This window comes from Ahrensia marina, assembly GCF_042140245.1.
Lineage (GTDB): Bacteria > Pseudomonadota > Alphaproteobacteria > Rhizobiales > MH13 > MH13.
The window spans coordinates 49,328-68,535 of record NZ_CP159483.1; the positions used below are offsets into that span (position 1 = coordinate 49,328).

The following is a 19,208-nucleotide window of genomic DNA, read 5'->3' on the forward strand; positions in this document are numbered from 1 at the left end:
TTTTCCAGGCGGCTTGGTTCAATTTTCTTGATCCGAGCGTGAAAGAAATTGCGTTGGTGAGGGGATTTGAACGGGTGTAGCTAGGGGGTTCCAAGGCTGGATTGCCTGCAAGCTCTTACCCATGGTGACCCTATGGCGAATCACTCTCAGCCATCTGGCAGCTCTAGCGTACCAATGACAGCCCTTTGGCTGGTCATCGTCTGCGGTTGTTTGATCTCCCTACTCTCGTTTGGACCACGATCCATTCTCGGGTTGTTTCTGGTGCCCATGACGGAGACCCAAGGGTGGAGCCGTGAGGTGTTTGCGTTAGCCCTTGCGATTCAGAACTTGATGTGGGGCCTCGGTCAGCCCGTTGCGGGTGCGATTGCAGACCGATACGGCTCGGCACGCGTGCTGGTTTTCGGCGGTTTCGTCTACGCCGGTGGGCTGGTCTTGATGGCATGGGCACCATCACCGGGTTGGTTGCACCTGTCAGCTGGGATCATGGTTGGTCTTGGTATGGCAGCGGCGTCGTACTCGATCGTGCTGGCCGCGTTTGGGAGGCGGGTTCCAGAGGAGAAACGTCCGCTCATCTTTGGCCTTGGCACAGCGGCGGGCTCCATGGGCCAATTCCTGTTCGCTCCAATCGGTCGCGCTTTCATTTCCAACTATGGGTGGGAACAAGCCCTCGTGCTGCTTGGCGTCCTCATGCTGGCCATTCCCTTACTCGCTTTTGCTCTGCGAGGTCGGTCGGACCAAGGTGCAGTTGCGGACTATATCGAGGGACAGACGCTAACCCAGGCCGTTCGCCAAGCTTTCGCCCATCGCTCATACGTGTTGCTTGTTGTTGGTTTTTTTGTTTGCGGCTTTCACCTCGCATTTATCACCGCTCATATGCCAGCCTACCTGGACGATTTGGGCCTAGACCCTCGCTTGGGGGCCTGGTCATTGGCTCTGATTGGCCTGTTCAACATTGTGGGTGCGCTGGCAGCCGGTGTTATCTCAAGCCGGTACTCCAAACCGATTTTTCTTGCACTCATCTATCTGGCGCGCGCTGTTTTCATCGCGCTTTTCGTTTTCACTCCGGCAACACCGCTGACGGTGCTGCTCTTTTCAGCTGGGATCGGTTTGTTATGGCTTTCCACGGTTCCGCCAACATCTGCCCTGGTCGCCATCATGTTTGGGCCGAAATACATGGCAACCTTGATGGGCATAGTTTTCCTCAATCACCAGATCGGTGCCTTTCTCGGCGTTTGGTTGGGAGGTAGACTATATGATGCCTCCGGGTCGTACGATGTGGTCTGGTATCTTGGCATCGCTCTTGCCATCTTCGCCGCCATTGTTCACTGGCCTATTCGCGAAGCTCGCGCCGACGCGCCGATAGCCTCGCCCGCTGAGTAAGGATGCCATGTTATGAGCCTGCCGACTGAACCGTTTAACGCCATTTGGATCACCAGCGACGATGGCAAGCGCGCCAAACCAGCCGTGGTTCATGAGATCACACTGGATGATCTGATGCCGGGCGACGTAACGCTCAAAGTCACGCACACAACGGTGAACTTCAAAGACGGCTTGGCGATGACCGCCAAAGGCCCAATTGCGCGCAAGTTCCCCATGATTCCCGGCGTGGACATGGCGGGCACGGTGATCGCTTCGGACCGCGAAGACTTCAAAGAAGGCGATGAGGTGATCCTCAACGGTTTCGGTGTTGGCGAGGGTCATATGGGCGCTTACGCATCCTATGCCCGTGTCTCTGGCGACTGGCTGATTCACCGCCCAACAGGTTTGACAGCTGCGCAAGCCATGGCCATTGGCACCGCTGGCTACACAGCCATGCTCTGCGTGATGGCGCTGGATAAGGCAGGCGTTAAGCCGGAAGATGGCCCGGTTTTGGTCACCGGCGCAGCGGGCGGTGTTGGCTCGGTGGCCATCGCGATCTTGGCGGCGCGTGGCTATCATGTGGTCGCGTCCACCGGCCGCCCGGAAGAAGAAGACTATTTGAAGGGCTTGGGCGCCGCGGAAATCATCGACCGCAATGAGTTCAATGGCGACGTAAGACCGCTCGCCCGCGAAAAATGGGCCGGTGCGGTTGATGCAGTCGGCTCAAAGACGCTCGCCAACGTACTCAGCCAAGTGAAGTATGGTGGCGCTGTTGCCGCTTGCGGCCTCGCTCAAGGCGGCGACCTGCCCTCGTTCGTGCATCCATTCATTTTGCGCGCGGTGCAGTTGATTGGCGTGGAATTGGTGATGACGCCCATCTCCGTTCGCAAAGCCGCTTATGATCAGCTTGCCAAAGACCTCGATATGGCCAAGCTCGACGCGATGACCACGCATATTGGCTTTGATGATTTGCTGGATGCAGGCCAGCAGATCATGGGCGGCAAGGTACGTGGGCGACTGGTCGCGACCCTCTAAACTCGCTGTCCTAACGCACGACCTCAACCACATCATCGACCGGAAGATGGACCGCGCTGGTGCGAACCTCTCGTACGGGGTCGCTTCCTAGGGTCGGTGTTTTGGTTTGCGCGTAGCGCAGAAGCTCCACACGCTGGGCCAAGTCATGGACCGGCTCAACGCTGCCTTTGGAATCAGAAACCAGAAATCCAGCGGTCATGCCCGCCATCATGGCAGGCACCATGATAGCGCCAAGCGTCCGCGCATAGCGCGAATAAAAACGTTTTGATGTGTGGGCGGGCATCGTGCCTTTTGGCATCTTGCGCCCGCCCATGTTTGTCAGCCCCTGCATTCAAACTCACCATATGTTGTTCGTTGGTGTTGCCAGAGAGGTAGCACGGACAGGCCGGAAAAACCGTTACCGATTGTGGCAACGGCGTGGCAATCGCAAGGCATGCCGAACAAGCCGTAAACGGGTTAATGAAGCTTTTTCAGGCATTTAACAGAAGGTTGAGAAAGCTTATCGCACCACAGGCTGGCCAAAACGCAGGCCAGCGGACGGTCGCTCAGCGATGACATCGCGGCGGAAGCGATAGAGCGCAGCGGGTCGCCCACCAGTTGCCTGGGTGGTGGCGCCTGTCGGTTCAACAAGCCCGGCATTGTCCACCAATCGACGGAAGTTTTGCTTGTGCAGGCGACGCCCGGCAATCGCTTCAACAGCTGATTGCAGGCCGGTGAGCGTGAAGCTTTGAGGCATCAGCTCGAACACCACCGGGCGGTATTTCATCTTTCCGCGCAGGCGGGCAATGGCGGTGGCAAGGATGCGGCGATGATCCAGTGCCATGGGTTGGCCGATACTGGACGTCGGCAGTGTGTCTGTTTGCGCGCGGCCATCGCGCATCGCCTCTTGGGCAAGGCCAGCCTCATAGATCAACTCATAGCGCTCCAGAACTCGCTCTTCGTCCCAGGTGAAGCTGCCATCGTCAGCTGCCTCTCCAAAGGCAAGCGCAACACGGCGTTCCCGACTGAGCGAGCGACCAGGCGGCTCTTCCCGCCCCTCCGCCTTCAGCCATTGATGCAAAGCCGGCAAGATGGCCTCATCAAGAATGGCAGGCCTCCCGCTGCGCCAGTCTTCCCACGGGAAAAACTGATACCAACTTTGCCATGACCAAGGCGCATCCTCGCTCTCATCGGCATCGTTGCGGGTAAGTGCCAGATATCCAATCGACAGGACATGCGGCGCTGAGGATGGCGATGTGGCGTGACGGCCTCGATCTCCAAACGTGTAGAGCTGCTCAATGTATCCCAGGCGGAACCCGGTCTGATCTTCTACAAAACCGCGCAGACCAAGCTCCAACGTACGATGGCGCAACGGCGCAAAGGGCCCTGATGGAAGTGCGCTGGCTACTGTTGACGGATCACGTGAAGGCACAGTGAGAATTGCAGGCGAGCCGCCGACCAGCGCGGTGACGGCTGCCGTCAGATCGATCCCAATGGTTTGGTTGTCGTCAGCCTTGGCCATGTCCACCGGACATCTCACCAACGGGCATCGCGAAGGGCTTGCCTTCATAGGCCATCGCGCCGCGACCGATGGCCGAAATAGCCTCTTTCATCTCACCGCCTGCGCCAAGCAGATCGTCTGCAAAACCTACCATACGGCCATTGGGCGTTGCCCACGGTGCGCGGGCGCGCAACAGACGAGCCAGATCATGCGGATCGCTGTCTGGGGTCAACGCGTGAGAGAGAATGTAACCCGCTGCAGTGGAGCGACTGACACCTGCCCAGCAATGCACGACCATGGGCGCTTTACGATCCCAGGCGCGGCCAAACTCCAGGATTTTTTCAACATGGGCTGGGCTTGGCGGCACCAACCCTTGAGCTGGCGCCGTGATGTCATTGAACTCAAGGTAGAGGTGGTTTTCTTTGGCAATCGTTTTGGGGCGGTCCACCGCTGTGCCGCCACTGATCACCGTCAGCAAGTGCGAGGCACCGGTTTGGGCGACGACATCGTGGATGGCAGCAAGCGAACAAATGTAAAGCGTCATGCGCCAAGGCCTATCATGGTTGTGCGCGGTGTGCGCTAGAGTTTCTGCCAGTTGGTTTTGCCGACAGTGCTTCCAAATGCGCTTCAAACAAAGTCGCGTGACGGTCAAGGAAGGCTTGTTCCGCCTCCAACGCTGAAACCGGCTCAATGACAATGGATGCGAGCGCGCCTGGCGGTTTGCCAAACAGTTTTTCAGCTTCAAGCATTGCAAAACCCGCCAATTGCGAGGCTTCCAGAAACGCTGAGATGCCGTCAGCCTGTTTAATCGCTTTGTGCATGGGCGTGGGCAAGGCTGCAGGCAATTGGTGGCGCAGATGAATGGCTGATGCCAACCGCGCTTCAATGCTGCGGTAGCCATCGCCGAGCAATGCTTTGAACGGCGAAATCATGTCGCCGATCACATATTCCGGCCCATCATGCAGCAGGGCCGCCAAGCGCACTTCCGCCGGGGCTTCACCGCCCGCCAAAGCATCGACCAGATCGACAACCAGCAAACTGTGCTGTGCCACCGAAAAGGCGTGATCACCCGTGGTTTGGCCATTCCAGCGCGCCACACGGGCAAGGCCGTGGGCAATGTCTTCCACTTCGATATCGAGGGGTGACGGATCGGCCAGGTCAAGCCGTCGGCCCGACAGCATGCGCTGCCACACGCGTGCTTGTTTCGATTGGCTTGCAGATGTGCGCGGCACGCGTGTCCCTTGGCAGTCTTAGTCTTGGTTTTTGGCCTCTGGCCCAAGGCTGTAAGTGGCATAAGGGGGCGGGGCAAGCTCAACCGGCGCACCATTCACATGAGCAGGGCCTTTGAGTTGATCGATGCGCACCACGGCGACAGCGTTGTTGCCCGCCACCAAACGAATGGTGCCGACCTCGCGCTCACCAACCTGCACGGTATCGCCAATGCTTACAGTTTCGCCTGTGACGAGCACAGGCCGCCGCCGTGATGTGCCACGATGCTTCACTCGGCTCACCACCTCTTGGCCAACAAAGCAGCCTTTGGAAAAGGACACTGCATCGGTGAGATCAAGCGCGACATCGTGCGGAAAATCCTGGCTTGCAAGAACTTCAGATGGACCTTCCAGCACGCCGAGCGCCGCGCGATGGGCATGATAAGCCTCAGCGGTTTCCGTCGCGTTTGCTGCGCCATAATGGCGAACGCCCATTTGGGGGTGACGGGCATCCTTCAAACCATCTGCAACGCCTGAAAACACTTGCAAATCCGATGGGGTGAGCGTGACCTTGGCGCGTAGCTTGTAAAGCGTGAGCCGCTTGGTGAGCGCGTCAATCTCGCTGGCATCGCACTCCAGCGCGAAGCCTTCCCCGTGCTTGCTGACGAGGAACGAGAAGAGAAGCTTGCCCTGCGGTGTGAGCAACGCTGATCCTCGCACCTCTCCGTCGCCTGGAAGCTCTGAGGTGATCAAGCCTTCAAGAAAATGCTCGGCATCCTCTCCTTCAACCAGAAGGAGGGCACGATGGAGAAGCTGAGCAAGAGGCATGGCGATGGCGCACCCATGATGGAAAGGAAGACCTTTCCAACGAGATAAGTGCCCTACTGAATGATCTCAAGATCAGGTTCAAACGCGTGAACCACAAAAGCAAACGTCACATCGTGCACAACTGGTTCACCATCCATGGTCACCGTAATGTTGCCGACATCGCGGCCCTCGGCAATGATTTCGCTATCAAGTGCAGAAGCCTGCCCAGGAGTGAAAACCACCTCAACACCGTCATGTTCAAAACTGCCTTCCTCGGCCAGTTTTGCGGTGGAAATGGCAAACTCGGTGTCACCGTGGCGAACCATCACCACCCGTTGCAGTGGCGCAATGCCGTCAGGAAACGGTCCATTGTAAAGGAATGGCTGCGCCAGCGTATCGTAGCCGCGATAGGGGTTCATGCCATAAGGGCGGCGAAAATTTAGTGGGTCTTCGAGCACCATCGCGTCGGGATTTGCTTCAGCAAACCGTTCCCAACTGACAAGCTGTGAGGGCAGCATCGTCAACGCAGTGCCCGCGTAAGAACCCGTGATTGATTCACCTGAGAACTGCTGCCACCAGCTGTCAGTCTGGCGGTCATACATCACCAGATCGGAGCGGCGCAGCTTGCCCGTGGTACCAAAATCCAAAATCTCGCCATCCACGTTGCGATCAAACACGATCGCCGCGTTGCACAGCGGACAATAGGTGACGGAGACAGGCATACCACCCACTTCATCGTTGACGATTTCGTGGAACGTCATCACGCGCAACGGATACGCACGGGTTTCGCCATTGTGTGTGAAGCTCATCACCGGGTCGAGCGGGTTCAAATGCTCCACTTCTGACACAGGAATGAAGCTCGGATTGTCGATGGGTGGAATACCATCCCGGCGTGGTCCGCCATCCATGATCTCGCCCAGATCGACGGTCGCTTGGGTAAAGTCAGTGGACCAACCTTCGCGTTGCCAACGGTCAGGGTTGGCAAAGGCTTGGCTGGCGAGCAGTGCGGACAACGCGATACCGGCAACGAACAGAGCAGCTTTTGCAAAAGACGCGCGATGATCAGTCAGCGCACGAGCCTTCGCGTAAGCTTGAGAGGGTGTTGGGCGGGCATTCATGACGGTCGAGCCTCCTTTGGATGGCTCGCATAGTGCTTCGAGCCAGCCGATTAGGCCACACACCGTTGATCAACTTGCCGCGAGGTGAGCCGCTAGAAACTAGCCAAAAAGCTCGTCGACGGCGTCTTGCGCACGCATCTTGGTTTCATCGGTTGGAATGCCAGCTTGCGCCTCGTCATCAACCGCATTGATGATGCCGCTGGCCCGATCAATGGCCGGACGTAACTCGTTGACGATGGTCATCATCAACCGATCTGCCAAAGCAGGGTCCATTGACGCGCTGGTATCAACGCCTGACAGCAAAATCTGGATATCCACGATCTGCTTGTCCAAGTCGGCAACCACCGCATCAAAGCGCGCCTTGGTAGCTGCTGGAGCTGCTTGATAGGCCTCAATAGCAAGCGCCTTATCGGCGAACACAGACTGCTCGAAATGCTCTGTATAGCCGCGCGGCTCCCACGCCATAACTTCCTCGGCCATGTCAGGCATGTCCGGCACCATCTCCATCAACATCACCACCTCATTGAAGTGGTTGAGATAATCCGTGGCCAGAAAGCTGGACGGATTGATGTTGGCGGCGGCCAAAGCATCGGGGCTGAAAGGCGACAGAGAAAGCATCAAACGCGAACATTTGGTGGCAACAACGATCCACAACTTACGCGAGAAGAGGTTACCAGAACCTTGTGACCATGCATCGGCTGTGGCCATCTAGGGCCGACAGTAAGTTGGTGGGAGTTTTCAGAAATGTGCGGACGCTTTGTGCTGATGTCTCCGCGTGATGAGTTGGATGCACTGTTTGGCGTGATACCAGATGGTCCGTACGAGCCGCGGTACAACATCACGCCGACGCAGCCGGTGCTCCACATCCAGCAGTTTACCGGTGAGGTGCGCGCCGACTATGCGCGCTGGGGCCTCATCCCTTCCTGGCATAAGGACCCACAGAATGCACAGTTGCTGATCAATGCGCGCAGCGAAACGGTGTTGGACAAACCCTCCTTCAAGACCGCTATCCGACATCGTCGTGTGCTTGTTCCAGCCACGCACTTTTATGAATGGCGACGCGAGGGCAAAGACAAGCAACCCTATGCGGTGGATCGCAAAGTGCCTGATGGCCAGGATGGTCTGTTTGCGATGGCGGGCATTGTGGACGAATGGGCCGGCAAGGACGGTGAGGTCTTTTCCACACTGGCGATTCTCACACAGCAGGCCGATGGAGATATCGCCGCCATACACCACCGCATGCCCGTGGTTGTTCCGCCCGATCACTATACCAGTTGGCTGGATTGTCGAGCGGTGGATGCGAACATGGCGCTGGAACCACTGCGCGTGCCGCAGCCGAACGCGTGGAAGCTTTGGCCGGTGGACAAGGTTGTAAATCGCGCTGGCGTGGATGGCCCGCAGCTCCTGGACGAAGTCGCGCCGATGCCAGTGGAACCACCGAAACCCGATCCGCAGATGGATCTGTTTTGATTTGTCCGTGATGGCCGGGCTTGACCGGGCAATGACGGTGGATTGGTTGCTAGTCCTGTAAGACTTTACCCGGGTTCATAATCCCATTGGGGTCAATGGCGTCTTTCAGCGTCCGCATCAGCGCCAGAGCGACAGGATCTTTCACACCGGGCAAAAGATCCCGTTTGGCTTGACCGATGCCGTGTTCGGCAGAGATGGAACCGCCATAGGCCGTGACAATGGCGTGCACGCGCTCATTCATCGTCTCGTAGTTGGTGAGATATTCTGCGCGGTCTGCGCCAACAGGCTGCGACACGTTGAAGTGGATGTTGCCATCGCCCAGATGGCCAAACGGTACAGGGCGGCATCCGGGCACCATCTCCACAACGGCCGCCATCGCCTCATCAAGAAAATCAGCGACGCTGGCCACCGGCACTGAGACATCATGCTTGATGGACCCGCCTTCCGGTTTTTGCGCTTCGGAGAGACCATGACGCATCGCCCAAAACGCGTTGGCCTGGTCCAGCGACTGCGCAATGGCTGCGTCTTCCACAAGCCCTTCTTCAAACGATGTTTCCATTGATTGCATCAAAAGGCCCTCAGCGTCATCGTCACCACGGCCTGAGGATATCTCGGCGAGCACGTACCAGGCGTGCTCATGTTCCAGCGGATCGCGCATGCCATCCATGTTGCGGGTGAGAAACTCGATGCCAATGCGTGGCATGATTTCAAAACCTGTGAGCGATGGCCCAGCCATGTCTTGCATCAGTGAAAACAGCTTCAACGCTTCATACGGTGACGCCAATCCGATCATTGCGGTGCGCATGCCCTTCGGCTTGGGGAAGAGTTTCAAGCTTGCCCCGGTGATGACACCAAGTGTGCCTTCAGCGCCGATGAAGAGATGTTTCAGATCATAACCGGTGTTGTCTTTGCGCAGCTTAGAGAGGCCATTCCAGAGCCGCCCATCAGGCAGCGCAACTTCCAACCCGAGCACCAAATCGCGTGTGTTGCCATAGGCCAAAACGCCCGTCCCACCTGCATTTGTGGAGAGGTTGCCACCAATCATGCACGAGCCTTCCGCACCCAAAGACAGGGGGAAGAGACGACCCGCTTTGACCGCGGCATCCTGAAGAGTTTGCAGCACAACACCTGAATCAACTGTGATGACGCCCCCAACCGGATCAACCTCTCGAATCTGATTGAGCTTGGCCAAAGACAGCACAATCGCGCTGCCTGATTGGTCTGGTGTCTGCCCACCGACCAGCCCTGTGTTCCCCCCTTGCGGCACCACGGCGATGCGGTTCTCGTTGGCAAATCGCAGCGTTTGGCACACCTCCCCAATGGTACGTGGCTGAACGATGGCTGCCGCTTTGCCGACATAGCGATCGCGCCATTCGTGCAAAAAAGGTTCCTGCGCTTCAGGATCCGTGATCACCGCTTGATCACCCAACAGGCGCGACAAGTCCTTGGCAGTTTCGGCAAGCATGGCCGCTCTCTCCTTCATTGCCCAGCGCGTGCTCACCTGGCAGGGCTTTTCCTTACACACGTCCTAGGGTAAGAACCGCCGCACCGCCAGATCGGCGTTTCCGCACCCATTCTTCCACCTTTTCAATCAGAGGGTTATCCTTCGTGTCTGGTCCCATAATGGAAGGCAAACGCGGCCTTATCCTTGGCCTTGCCAACAATCGCTCCATCGCTTGGGGTATTGCCAAAGCGTGCCGTGAACATGGCGCAGAGCTTGGCTTTACCTACCAAGGAGAAGCGTTGAAAAAGCGCGTGGAACCACTTGCACAGGAGCTGGGCGGCGAAGTGTTCGGCCATTGCGATGTGACAGACCCAGCATCGATGGACGCGGTGATGGCAGCGGTCGAATCAAAATGGGGCAAGTTGGACTTTCTGGTCCATGCCATTGCGTTTTCCGACAAGGACGAACTGACTGGACGCTATGTCGATACGAGCGCGGAAAACTTTGATCGCTCGATGAACATCTCCGTTTACTCTTTCACCGCCCTTATGCAGCGCGCTGAAAAACTGATGAGCGATGGTGGATCAGCCATCACCCTCACCTATTATGGCGCTGAGCGTGTGATGCCGCATTACAATGTGATGGGTGTTGCCAAGGCCGCTCTTGAAGCGTCCGTGCGTTACCTTGCTGTTGATCTGGGAGGCCAAGGCATTCGTGTGAACGCGCTATCAGCCGGGCCCATCAAGACCCTCGCCGCCTCTGGCATTGGCGATTTTCGCTATATTCTGAAGTGGAACGAGTACAACTCGCCGCTGAAAAAGACCGTCTCCATCGACGAGGTTGGCGACGCGGCGGTGTACTTGCTTTCGCCCCTCTCACGCGGTGTGACCGGTGAAGTGCACCATGTGGATTCCGGTTATCATGTCGTCGGCATGAAGGCTGTGGATGCGCCAGATATTTCTGTCGTCAAAGACTGATATCGAACGCGCGTGATCCAACTTTCTCATCCCCTCATCTTCATCCGCCATGGCCAAACCGACTGGAACAAGGAAGGTCGGCTTCAGGGCGGACAAGATATTCCGATCAACGAGACCGGCACGTGGCAGGCCACACGTAACGGGCGGCGCCTGAAAGGCGTCTTTGACGATGAAGCCTTTGAGCTAAAGGACTTCACCTTTGTTGCCTCACCGCTCGGTCGTTGTATCCGCACGATGGGCCTGGTCCGTCAGGGCCTCGATCTTGATCCTGAGACAGGGTTTACCCGGGATGATCGGCTAAGGGAGATCACCTTCGGCCAGTGGGAAGGTAAGACGTTCGATGAGCTACAGGCTCTCGACCAGCAATCCGTCACCGAGCGCGAGGCTGACAAATGGGGCTTTGTGCCACCCGGTGGTGAGAGCTATCAAATGCTCTCACAGCGCATGCGCCCTTGGCTTGAGAGCTTAGACCGGCCAACGGTCGCCGTCTCCCATGGCGGTGTGTCGCGCGCTGTGCGTGGACTGCTGTTTGATCTTGAGAGCGAGGAGATCCCAAGGTTGGATGTCCCGCAGGACAAAATCTACCTGATACAGGACGGCCAGGGGTTCTGGCTCTAAGACGCCACGCCGCCTCGCGAGGCGATTGTCGGCTATGGTGAGACAGATCGTCTTGCTCGCTTTGTTTGACGACCCCCATGGCCCGGTGTAGCACCAACGCACGACACTGATATTTGGGCTTCCATGTCTCACAACAGTTTTGGACATTTGTTTCGCTTCACCAGCTTCGGTGAAAGCCACGGCCCGGCGCTGGGCTGTGTGGTGGATGGTTGCCCGCCGCTGATCCCACTCACCGAAGCCGATATCCAAGGTGATCTGGATCGTCGCAAGCCCGGTCAAAGCAAATACACCACGCAGCGGCGCGAACCCGATCAGGTGAAAATCTTGTCCGGCGTGATGGTCGACGAAGACGGCGTTCAGAAGACAACCGGCACGCCCATTGGCCTGATGATCGAGAACACCGATCAACGTTCAAAAGACTATAGCGAGATCAAGACCCGCTACCGTCCTGGCCATGCCGACTACACCTATGACGCCAAATACGGCATCCGCGACTATCGCGGTGGCGGGCGCTCTTCAGCCCGTGAAACAGCAGCGCGGGTGGCCGCCGGTGCCATCGCCCGCAAGGTTGTGGCGGGCATGACGATACGCGGCGCGTTGGTGCAGATGGGCCCCCACAAGGTGGATCGAGACAATTGGGATTGGGACCAGGTGGGTCAAAACCCGTTCTTCTGCCCTGATGCTGGGACGGCTAAACGCTGGGCGGACTATCTCGACGGCATCCGTAAGCAAGGTTCATCGGTCGGTGCCGTGATCGAAGTGGTCGCTGAGAATGTGCCAGCCGGGCTCGGCGCGCCGGTTTACGGCAAACTTGATGGCGATTTGGCCGCGGCCATGATGAGCATCAACGCTGTCAAAGGCGTGGAGATTGGCAACGGGTTCGAAGCGGCAGCGATCACCGGCGAAGAGAACGCTGATGAGATGCGCATGGGAGACGATGGAAAGCCCGTTTTCCTTTCTAACAAAGCCGGTGGTGTGCTTGGCGGTATTTCCAGTGGCGAACCAGTTGTGGTGCGCTTTGCCGTTAAACCGACCTCCTCAATTCTCACACCGCGCCAAAGCGTGACACGCGAGGGTGACGAAGTTGATGTGATGACCAAAGGTCGGCACGACCCCTGCGTCGGCATCCGCGCCGTACCCGTTGGCGAAGCCATGATGGCTTTGGTGCTGGCCGATCATTTTTTAAGACACCGTGGACAGGTAGGAACCTGATTTTGGATCGTGATTTAAGCCATGTGCAGGCCGCTATCGACGCTTTCAAGCAAGGCGCGATGCTGGTCGTCACCGATGATGATGACCGCGAAAACGAGGGCGATCTGTTCGTTGCGGCCGAGCACTGCACACCAGAAGCTATGGCCTTCATCGTACGCCACACCTCCGGCATTGTCTGTGCGCCCATGCCACCAGCCAGCGCCAAACGGTTGCGCCTCGACCCGATGGTCTCGGCCAACGACGCCCCGCTGGCGACTGCCTTCACGATCTCAGTCGATGTCAAACACGGCCTCACCACGGGCATTTCAGCTGAAGAGCGTACCAACACGGTGCGCGCGCTGGCCAATGGCAATGTCGGCGCTGACGATTTCGTTCGCCCTGGCCATGTCTTTCCGCTCATCGCCCGCGAAGGGGGTGTGCTTGTGCGTTCCGGGCACACCGAAGCGTGCGTCGATCTCTGCAAGCTGGCTGGGCTTCAGCCGGTGGGCGTACTGGCCGAATTGGTCAATGATGACGGTACGGTGAAGCGGGGCCCAGAAGTCTCTGCCTTTGCCAAAGAGTATAATCTGGTCTCGCTCTCCGTTGCAGACCTCATTGCTTGGCGACAGAAGTCAGAGCGGCTGGTCAATCGTGTTGACGAGGCTGACATCGATACCCGTCATGGGCCGGCACGGGCCTACAGCTATGAAGTACCCTTCGATGCCATGCAGCATCTTGCCGTGGTCTACGGCAATGTCGACGGTGCGCAGGATGTTCCGGTGCGCCTGCATTTGGAGCAGGTCAGTGAGGATGTTTTTGGCACGCATGGTCGTCTGGATGAGATCATGGAGCGGTTGGCCAAAGAGGGTCGCGGGGTGATTGTTTATCTTCGCGAAGGCTCGGTGGGTGTTGCACCAACCAGCGCCCGCCATGCCCGCTCAACCCAAGACATCGATGATGATCACCAGACCGCAAGCCTGCGGGCCAACCAATGGCGCGAGATCGGCCTTGGCGCACAGATCTTGCGGGATTTGGGGCTGACATCGATACGGCTGTTGTCGAGCCAAAAACGCACCTATGTTGGTTTGGAGGGCTTTGGCCTGACGATCACCGACACGGAAATCTTCTAAGCACATGAGCGATCCCTTTAGTGCCCACTCGCCAACACCGCGCTCTTTGGGCGTGAACTACCTGTCAGGTACTGGCGATATGATGGCCTATGGTGGGATCGTGCTGGCGGCGCTCGGCGTTCTGGCCTTTTTTGTCCAGGGTCAGTTCGTTTTCCTGATCATGGTGCCCATTGGGCTTGTTGTTTCGCTCTATTTCTATCCGCTGATCGAAAAGGGTGTCGTGCGGATGGGTGCAGACTCCCGTGGCCTCTATTTTGAGCGGCTGGGCATTATCCCATGGGCTGCGATCAAGAGCGTGCGTCACCAGCAGCGCGCTCTTAGAACACTGCGCTTGCACACGCTGCATGTAGAGCTTCGTGCCGCGCCGGAGACCGTGGTCACCGAACAGGACGATGTGCCGTTTTGGAAAGCACCCATGGTGAAGGCGTGGAAACGCGAGGGCAATACGATTTCCATCGACCTGCATCCGCTGGCCAAAGATCCGGTGAACCTGGTTGATCACCTGCTCGCCTTCCGCCCTGACCTTTTGAAAGAGGTCCAGGACGTACGCGTGGAGCTGGGGTGAGATTGCACCAAGCCCCGGACACCGAAGGTCAGCCGGGGCCTCGCGCCACTTGACCATTGAGGTCCTGGATCGCTTTCAGCGTCCCGGACTTTATCCGCCCATGACGATTGTGGGATCAGCCCTCGATCTTTGACAGATCAGCCACAGCGCCGATTTCACGGCGCACGCCTTCCAGAAGCGCTAACCGGTTGGCGCGCACGGCCTCGTCCTCAGCGTTCACCAGCACGGCGTCGAAGAATGCATCAATGGGTCCGCGCAGGGTTGCGAGAGCGTGCATCGCCGCTTCGAAGTCGCCCTTCTCGATGGCCTGATGCGAGGTTGTCGCCGTTGTGGACAAAGCGTCATTCAACACGCCCTCTTCGGCCTGCTCAAACAAAGATGCATCGATACTTTCGGCAACCCTGGTGTCCTTTCTCTCTTCGGCAGCCAGAATGTTGGCGGCACGGCGATAGCCCGCCAGAAGATTTTGGCCATCATCGGATTCAAGCAGTTTGGAGAGGGCATCGGCGGCCTGAACCGTGCGAAGGATGTCCCCCTGCCCAGCTGATGCAGAAGCATCGACCACATCATGACCGATGCCTTCGTCGCGGAGTGCGACCTTGAGGCGGTCGATGATGAAAGCCATCAGACCGGTTTCAGCATCAATGATCGAATTGTATGCCGTTGATGCTAACGATGCACCTACTGCTTGAATTCCGAGTACCAATTCATCAGCTTGTTCGACTTTCTCGACGAGTTGTTCGATCGGAAGATCGCTATCTTTTTCTATTCGATGCTGGATCGCCAACTCACTCAAAGCACTAACAAGTGCTGGGGTATGTAGGGCTAAAAGCAGGCGAACGCTGATCTCCAACCCATTCTCACGCACCAACCGCACGACACCCAAGGCCGCGCGTCGCAGCGCATAAGGGTCTTTCGAGCCAGTTGGCTTCTCGTCGATGGCCCAGAAGCCGCAGAGCGTGTCGAGCTTATCGGCAAGCGCGACGGAGACGGCGACCAGATCGGCCGGCACGGAGTTTGATGGGCCTTGCGGTTTATAGTGATCCTCAATCGCCGCAACGACAGATGGGTCTTCGCCCTGAAGCGCAGCGTAGCGCGCGCCCATGAAACCCTGAAGTTCCGGGAACTCGCCGACCACCTCAGTTTGAAGATCAGCCTTTGCAAGCTTGGCAGCGTGTTCCGCCAGATCAGGATCAGCGTCGATGATCTCAGCGACGGTGCGCGAAAGCGCCGCGATGCGGGCGATGCGCTCGCCTTGCGTGCCAAGCTTGGCATGGAACACCACATTCAGAGCATCCAAACGTGCACTGCGCTGATCCAATGGCTTCGAAAGGTCCAGACCCAGCTTATCCGCACTCTCTTCCAGTGCATGCAAGTCCGGCAAATTGGCCTGATCGGTCTGCCAGAAATAGAGCGCGTCGGAGAGGCGTGCGGCGATGACCCGCTCATTGCCTTCAACCACGGCTGCACCACCATCATCGGGCACGATGTTAGAGGTAAGCAGGAACTTATTGGCGAGGTCGCCCGTGGAAGGATCGCGCAGCACGAAGCATTTTTGGTTGGCGCGGATGGTGGCGCGGATCACCGCATCGGGGATCTGCAAAAACGCCTCATCGAACGAACCCATCATGACGACCGGCCATTCGACCAATCCGGCCACCTCGTCCAGCAGGCCGGGGTCTTCAACCAATTCCAGACCTTGCGCAAAGGCAAGGTTCTTTGCCTCGGTCTCGATGATGGCTTTGCGCCGCTCGGTGTCGAGCACAACTTTGGCGGCTTCCAGCTTGGTCTGGTAGTCGTCGAGCCGGCGCACGGCAAAACGATCTGGCGCGTGGAAGCGATGCCCCTCGGTGGTGTTCGACGCTGTGATGCCGCCAACCTCAATAGGTATCACAACAGGGTCTTCGGTTTCCGGCCCAAAGGTGCAGAGGATGGAGTGCAGCGGGCGCACCCACCGCAAAGGCCCCGAGCCCCAACGCATCGATTTCGGCCAGGGGAAAGTCTCCACAACCTCTTTCACCGCCTCGGCGATGATGTCTTCGGCAGCGCGCCCAGGCTTGACAATCTTAGCGAGGTAGAAGGCCCCTTTCTTCGGGTCTTCGACCGTTTCTGCCTCGTCAATCGAGGCAAGCCCAGCACCCCGCAAAAAGCCTTCAATCGCCTTCTCCGGCGCGCCAACACGTGGACCCTTCTTTTCCTCGTTCACATCGGGCGAACGGGTGGGAACACCAGCCACATGCAGTGCCAAGCGGCGCGGCGTGACGAACGCTTTGGCTCCCTCATAGACAAGCCCAGCATCCACCAATCGGTTGGTGATGCCTTTTCGAAGGTCTTCTGCCGCACGGGTCTGCATGCGCGCAGGGATTTCTTCAGAAAACAGTTCAAGCAACAGGTCGGGCATAGAGAGATCGCTTAAGGGGCTGACGGCGAATTCAGGTCCACTAAGACCTACTGTTCGAGGTCTTGGCCAAACGCGATGTCATGGCCATCCAGGTCCTGAATGCCGAATTCGAGAACGTTGTAGGGTTGTTGGCACAGCGTGTAGTCGATCTTTGCGCCGTTCGCCACACATTCCTCATAGAATGCTTTGGCATCATCGACCCAGAAGTACGCGTTCCACATTTTGTCGACCACTTTCCAATGCGGCACGATCTCATGATCGTCTGGGGCCTGGGACAGCATCACGAAACAGGTATCGCGGCGACCGATGGCAAAGGTGGGTTTCGGATCGCCATAAGGGCGCAGTTTGAAACCCAAGGCATCGCGCCAATACGCTATTGATGCCTCCAAATCTTTGGCCAGCAAAACAGGCGCTTGTTCAAGCAGTTTGGCCATTTCGGTCTCCTTGTCTGTCTCCTTGCGCGATCTCTACCAGCCGCCGCCACCTCCGCCGCCGCCGCCACCACCCGATGACCCACCACCACCGCCGGAAGAGCCAGAGGATTTGGGCATAGAGGATGCATAGGCTGCGCCAATCGTTGACGCGATGGCTGTTGTCGACGCGGCGATCGATCCAGGGTTGAAGCTCGACCCATGGTAGTAGCCTGGTCGATAGGATGGCCGGTCAGTTGGCGCCATCTTGGCCAAATGTGACTCCAGGGCCTCCGACCAAGGCTTTTCCACGCCGAGCGCAATGGCATAGGGCAGAAAGCGCTCGAACAGTTCCAGCGAAAAGTCTGGTGCATCGACCATGTTCATGCGCTCGGCCTCAGCCACGGAGAGATAGAGGCGGAAACCTTCAATCTCCTCCATCAGTTTCTGACCTTCAGGCGTCGGCGCGAACATCAAAATCGCAAACATGGCAATGGTGGCGCCCATTGCGAAGGCGACCAGCATCGTCAGCTGCAAAGCCCAGCCAGATGCGAACTGGCTGGCGGGTGATGTGTGAAAAATGAACATCAAGATGGCGATCACGCCAAGCGCTGTTACCGAAAAGGCAAAGGCGACAAAGCCATGGATCTGCGGCGCGCGCCCGGTGAACCGTGCGTAGGCTTTGGTGAGTGTGAGGCCAACAATGGCGCCGCCAAGAAAGTGGAAGATAACGCCAACAACCAGCACTTCTGTTCCCGGGAAGAGCACCAGGAACAGGAAGAGGCTGATCACGGCGATCACCACACCAAGGATCGTGTAGCCTGGATTGTGCTTGAAGTACTTGCCGCCAAACTCCTGGCTGATGCTGGCACGAAAGCTGGTGGTGGCACCCATCAATCTGCGGGCATTCGCCCGATTGAAAGTGAGCGCATCGTTGGATCCGAGCAGACCCCGCATCAAAGCGCGCTCGCCTGGTGGAAGCTCGCCATCCGAAGGGGCACCCGGCTCGTCCTTGCGGCGTACGGTGACCTTGCTGTCCTGCTCATCAATCGTCAGCTTGCCGCGCGTGCCAAGCGACACTAAGGCAGCCATGAAACTCTTGCCCGCGCTACCGCCTTTGTGTCCGCGGAAGTAAACCCAGCTAATAGCAGCTGGCGACAGTCCACGTGGTGGTTCAAAGCGTGGAAAAACAACACCGCGATCAGGGTCGCGCCCCACCTTCATCCAGCTGGAGAACAAGTACACGAACACCAAAATCGCGCCGATGAGGACGGACGCGATGCCAAAATTGTCGCGCAAGGCTTTGAACTGGAGCGCGCCACCTGACGGTTCTTCAATCAACCCTTTTTCAAAGGAGACAGCCACCGTTAGCCCTTCACGGGCAGCCAGCGTGCTGGTGGTCTCAAAGCGAACTGTCGTCGGGCCGACAGTGCTCACCCGCGCATTGTTCTTGGTCGATCCAAACCGTCCGGTGAAGGATGCCGTGTTGAGGATGCTTGCACCTGGTGGCAACTGAATGGTCGCAACCGCACGCTCGATCGGAAACGACCAAAAATTGCCTGTGGCGTTCCAATAGACCTCGTCGAAATCCTCAAAGAACCCCATCTGGTGGCGCGAGCGATAGGTAATCTCATAGGTGTAGACACCTGGCGAAATCCATACATCGGCGCTGCCGATATAGAGCCGCGTGCCGCCCTCGATAGGTTCCTGATGGTGCGGCTCGTCCGCGCCGTCACGGGTGACGGACATCACCTCGAACGTGGTGCGATCCACAAGGCCCGATGGAAGACGGCGCACGGTTGGAAAGTCTCGGAAAATACCCCGACGGATTTCAAAGCCTTCGGCGCGCACGGTGATGCGTTCGGTGACGATGAAATCACCGTCGATCTCCACATCGACCAGTGTCTCGTAGGTCAGGATTTCTTCGCGGGCATGTGCCGGAGAGACGACCCAAGCGATGGCAAGAAGAAGAAAGGCAAGAAAGCGCGTCATCAT

The 19,208-nt window shown here is 57.8% G+C and carries 19 protein-coding genes; 8 read left to right on the forward strand and 11 right to left on the reverse strand.

Annotated elements, in window-relative coordinates:
- Positions 1–132 precede the first annotated feature (132 nt).
- Complete coding sequence (locus tag ABWH92_RS00255; protein WP_375571063.1) at positions 133–1,380, forward strand: MFS transporter; 1,248 nt, start codon at positions 133–135, stop codon at positions 1,378–1,380.
- Positions 1,381–1,392: 12 nt separating this feature from the next.
- Positions 1,393–2,394, forward strand: coding sequence for an MDR family oxidoreductase (locus ABWH92_RS00260; RefSeq protein ID WP_375571064.1), 1,002 nt, complete (start codon positions 1,393–1,395; stop codon positions 2,392–2,394).
- A gap of 10 nt (positions 2,395–2,404) precedes the next feature.
- Here the strand turns inward: ABWH92_RS00260 and ABWH92_RS00265 are convergent, their stop codons facing one another.
- From ABWH92_RS00265 to ABWH92_RS00295, 7 genes are all read right to left on the reverse strand, one after another.
- Positions 2,405–2,725: a hypothetical protein gene (locus tag ABWH92_RS00265; RefSeq protein WP_375571066.1), complete on the reverse strand. Its 321-nt coding sequence runs from the start codon at positions 2,723–2,725 to the stop codon at positions 2,405–2,407.
- Positions 2,726–2,893: 168 nt separating this feature from the next.
- A complete protein-coding gene (locus ABWH92_RS00270) occupies positions 2,894–3,895 on the reverse strand; it encodes an NAD regulator (protein WP_375571068.1) in 1,002 nt (333 codons plus the stop codon).
- The gene (locus ABWH92_RS00275; RefSeq protein ID WP_375571069.1) at positions 3,882–4,418 is read right to left on the reverse strand and encodes a tyrosine phosphatase family protein; all 537 of its coding nucleotides are present in this window, start codon (positions 4,416–4,418) and stop codon (positions 3,882–3,884) included. Before ABWH92_RS00275 ends, ABWH92_RS00270 begins: the two co-directional genes overlap by 14 nt.
- 13 nt (positions 4,419–4,431) lie before the next feature.
- On the reverse strand, positions 4,432–5,055 hold the full coding sequence (locus tag ABWH92_RS00280; RefSeq protein WP_375574294.1) for a YfbR-like 5'-deoxynucleotidase: 624 nt from the start codon (positions 5,053–5,055) through the stop codon (positions 4,432–4,434).
- 69 nt (positions 5,056–5,124) lie between these two features.
- Positions 5,125–5,910, reverse strand: a complete 786-nt coding sequence (locus ABWH92_RS00285; protein WP_375571070.1) for a YgfZ/GcvT domain-containing protein — start codon at positions 5,908–5,910, stop codon at positions 5,125–5,127.
- A gap of 53 nt (positions 5,911–5,963) precedes the next feature.
- Positions 5,964–7,007 carry a DUF3179 domain-containing protein gene (locus ABWH92_RS00290; protein ID WP_375571072.1) on the reverse strand — a complete coding sequence of 348 codons (1,044 nt, stop codon included), beginning with the start codon at positions 7,005–7,007 and terminating at the stop codon, positions 5,964–5,966.
- Between the two features lie 99 nt (positions 7,008–7,106).
- The gene (locus ABWH92_RS00295) at positions 7,107–7,625 is read right to left on the reverse strand and encodes a hypothetical protein (protein ID WP_375571074.1); all 519 of its coding nucleotides are present in this window, start codon (positions 7,623–7,625) and stop codon (positions 7,107–7,109) included.
- A gap of 126 nt (positions 7,626–7,751) precedes the next feature.
- Between ABWH92_RS00295 and ABWH92_RS00300 the strand changes: the two genes are divergently transcribed.
- A complete protein-coding gene (locus tag ABWH92_RS00300) occupies positions 7,752–8,477 on the forward strand; it encodes an SOS response-associated peptidase (protein WP_375571075.1) in 726 nt (241 codons plus the stop codon).
- 49 nt (positions 8,478–8,526) lie between these two features.
- Here the strand turns inward: ABWH92_RS00300 and ABWH92_RS00305 are convergent, their stop codons facing one another.
- The gene (locus tag ABWH92_RS00305) at positions 8,527–9,942 is read right to left on the reverse strand and encodes an FAD-binding oxidoreductase (protein ID WP_375571077.1); all 1,416 of its coding nucleotides are present in this window, start codon (positions 9,940–9,942) and stop codon (positions 8,527–8,529) included.
- A 158-nt stretch (positions 9,943–10,100) separates the two neighbouring features.
- On the opposite strand from ABWH92_RS00305, the gene fabI reads away from it, so the two are divergent.
- The 5 genes from fabI (at position 10,101) to ABWH92_RS00330 (ending at position 14,402) form a co-directional block, all read left to right on the forward strand.
- Entirely contained in the window at positions 10,101–10,898 is a 798-nt protein-coding gene (gene fabI, locus ABWH92_RS00310; RefSeq protein WP_375574295.1) for an enoyl-ACP reductase FabI, read from the forward strand.
- Between the two features lie 12 nt (positions 10,899–10,910).
- Positions 10,911–11,516 carry a histidine phosphatase family protein gene (locus tag ABWH92_RS00315; protein WP_375571079.1) on the forward strand — a complete coding sequence of 202 codons (606 nt, stop codon included), beginning with the start codon at positions 10,911–10,913 and terminating at the stop codon, positions 11,514–11,516.
- A gap of 123 nt (positions 11,517–11,639) precedes the next feature.
- Complete coding sequence (gene aroC / locus ABWH92_RS00320; RefSeq protein ID WP_375571080.1) at positions 11,640–12,728, forward strand: chorismate synthase; 1,089 nt, start codon at positions 11,640–11,642, stop codon at positions 12,726–12,728.
- A gap of 2 nt (positions 12,729–12,730) precedes the next feature.
- Positions 12,731–13,837 carry a 3,4-dihydroxy-2-butanone-4-phosphate synthase gene (ribB, locus tag ABWH92_RS00325; protein WP_375571082.1) on the forward strand — a complete coding sequence of 369 codons (1,107 nt, stop codon included), beginning with the start codon at positions 12,731–12,733 and terminating at the stop codon, positions 13,835–13,837.
- A 4-nt stretch (positions 13,838–13,841) separates the two neighbouring features.
- Positions 13,842–14,402 carry a hypothetical protein gene (locus ABWH92_RS00330; RefSeq protein ID WP_375571084.1) on the forward strand — a complete coding sequence of 187 codons (561 nt, stop codon included), beginning with the start codon at positions 13,842–13,844 and terminating at the stop codon, positions 14,400–14,402.
- A 115-nt stretch (positions 14,403–14,517) separates the two neighbouring features.
- Here ABWH92_RS00330 and glyS read toward each other — a convergent pair whose 3' ends face one another.
- The 3 genes from glyS to ABWH92_RS00345 are packed head-to-tail and all read right to left on the reverse strand — an operon-like array spanning position 14,518 to position 19,208.
- On the reverse strand, positions 14,518–16,803 hold the full coding sequence (glyS, locus tag ABWH92_RS00335) for a glycine--tRNA ligase subunit beta (protein ID WP_375571086.1): 2,286 nt from the start codon (positions 16,801–16,803) through the stop codon (positions 14,518–14,520).
- A 47-nt stretch (positions 16,804–16,850) separates the two neighbouring features.
- Complete coding sequence (locus tag ABWH92_RS00340; RefSeq protein ID WP_375571088.1) at positions 16,851–17,237, reverse strand: VOC family protein; 387 nt, start codon at positions 17,235–17,237, stop codon at positions 16,851–16,853.
- Positions 17,238–17,270: 33 nt separating this feature from the next.
- Positions 17,271–19,208, reverse strand: coding sequence for a DUF2207 domain-containing protein (locus ABWH92_RS00345; RefSeq protein ID WP_375571089.1), 1,938 nt, complete (start codon positions 19,206–19,208; stop codon positions 17,271–17,273).

Excerpts from the sequence above, each read along its gene's own strand:
- ABWH92_RS00255 (WP_375571063.1), top strand. The coding sequence starts at position 133 with ATGGCGAATCACTCTCAGCCATCTGGCAGCTCTAGCGTACCAATGACA.
- ABWH92_RS00260 (WP_375571064.1), top strand. The coding sequence starts at position 1,393 with ATGAGCCTGCCGACTGAACCGTTTAACGCCATTTGGATCACCAGCGAC.
- ABWH92_RS00265 (WP_375571066.1), bottom strand. The coding sequence starts at position 2,725 with ATGCAGGGGCTGACAAACATGGGCGGGCGCAAGATGCCAAAAGGCACG.
- ABWH92_RS00270 (WP_375571068.1), bottom strand. The coding sequence starts at position 3,895 with ATGGCCAAGGCTGACGACAACCAAACCATTGGGATCGATCTGACGGCA.
- ABWH92_RS00275 (WP_375571069.1), bottom strand. The coding sequence starts at position 4,418 with ATGACGCTTTACATTTGTTCGCTTGCTGCCATCCACGATGTCGTCGCC.
- ABWH92_RS00280 (WP_375574294.1), bottom strand. The coding sequence starts at position 5,055 with ATGCTGTCGGGCCGACGGCTTGACCTGGCCGATCCGTCACCCCTCGAT.
- ABWH92_RS00285 (WP_375571070.1), bottom strand. The coding sequence starts at position 5,910 with ATGCCTCTTGCTCAGCTTCTCCATCGTGCCCTCCTTCTGGTTGAAGGA.
- ABWH92_RS00290 (WP_375571072.1), bottom strand. The coding sequence starts at position 7,007 with ATGAATGCCCGCCCAACACCCTCTCAAGCTTACGCGAAGGCTCGTGCG.
- ABWH92_RS00295 (WP_375571074.1), bottom strand. The coding sequence starts at position 7,625 with ATGCTTTCTCTGTCGCCTTTCAGCCCCGATGCTTTGGCCGCCGCCAAC.
- ABWH92_RS00300 (WP_375571075.1), top strand. The coding sequence starts at position 7,752 with ATGTGCGGACGCTTTGTGCTGATGTCTCCGCGTGATGAGTTGGATGCA.
- ABWH92_RS00305 (WP_375571077.1), bottom strand. The coding sequence starts at position 9,942 with ATGCTTGCCGAAACTGCCAAGGACTTGTCGCGCCTGTTGGGTGATCAA.
- fabI (WP_375574295.1), top strand. The coding sequence starts at position 10,101 with ATGGAAGGCAAACGCGGCCTTATCCTTGGCCTTGCCAACAATCGCTCC.
- aroC (WP_375571080.1), top strand. The coding sequence starts at position 11,640 with ATGTCTCACAACAGTTTTGGACATTTGTTTCGCTTCACCAGCTTCGGT.
- ABWH92_RS00330 (WP_375571084.1), top strand. The coding sequence starts at position 13,842 with ATGAGCGATCCCTTTAGTGCCCACTCGCCAACACCGCGCTCTTTGGGC.
- glyS (WP_375571086.1), bottom strand. The coding sequence starts at position 16,803 with ATGCCCGACCTGTTGCTTGAACTGTTTTCTGAAGAAATCCCTGCGCGC.
- ABWH92_RS00340 (WP_375571088.1), bottom strand. The coding sequence starts at position 17,237 with ATGGCCAAACTGCTTGAACAAGCGCCTGTTTTGCTGGCCAAAGATTTG.
- ABWH92_RS00345 (WP_375571089.1), bottom strand. The coding sequence starts at position 19,208 with ATGATGACGCGCTTTCTTGCCTTTCTTCTTCTTGCCATCGCTTGGGTC.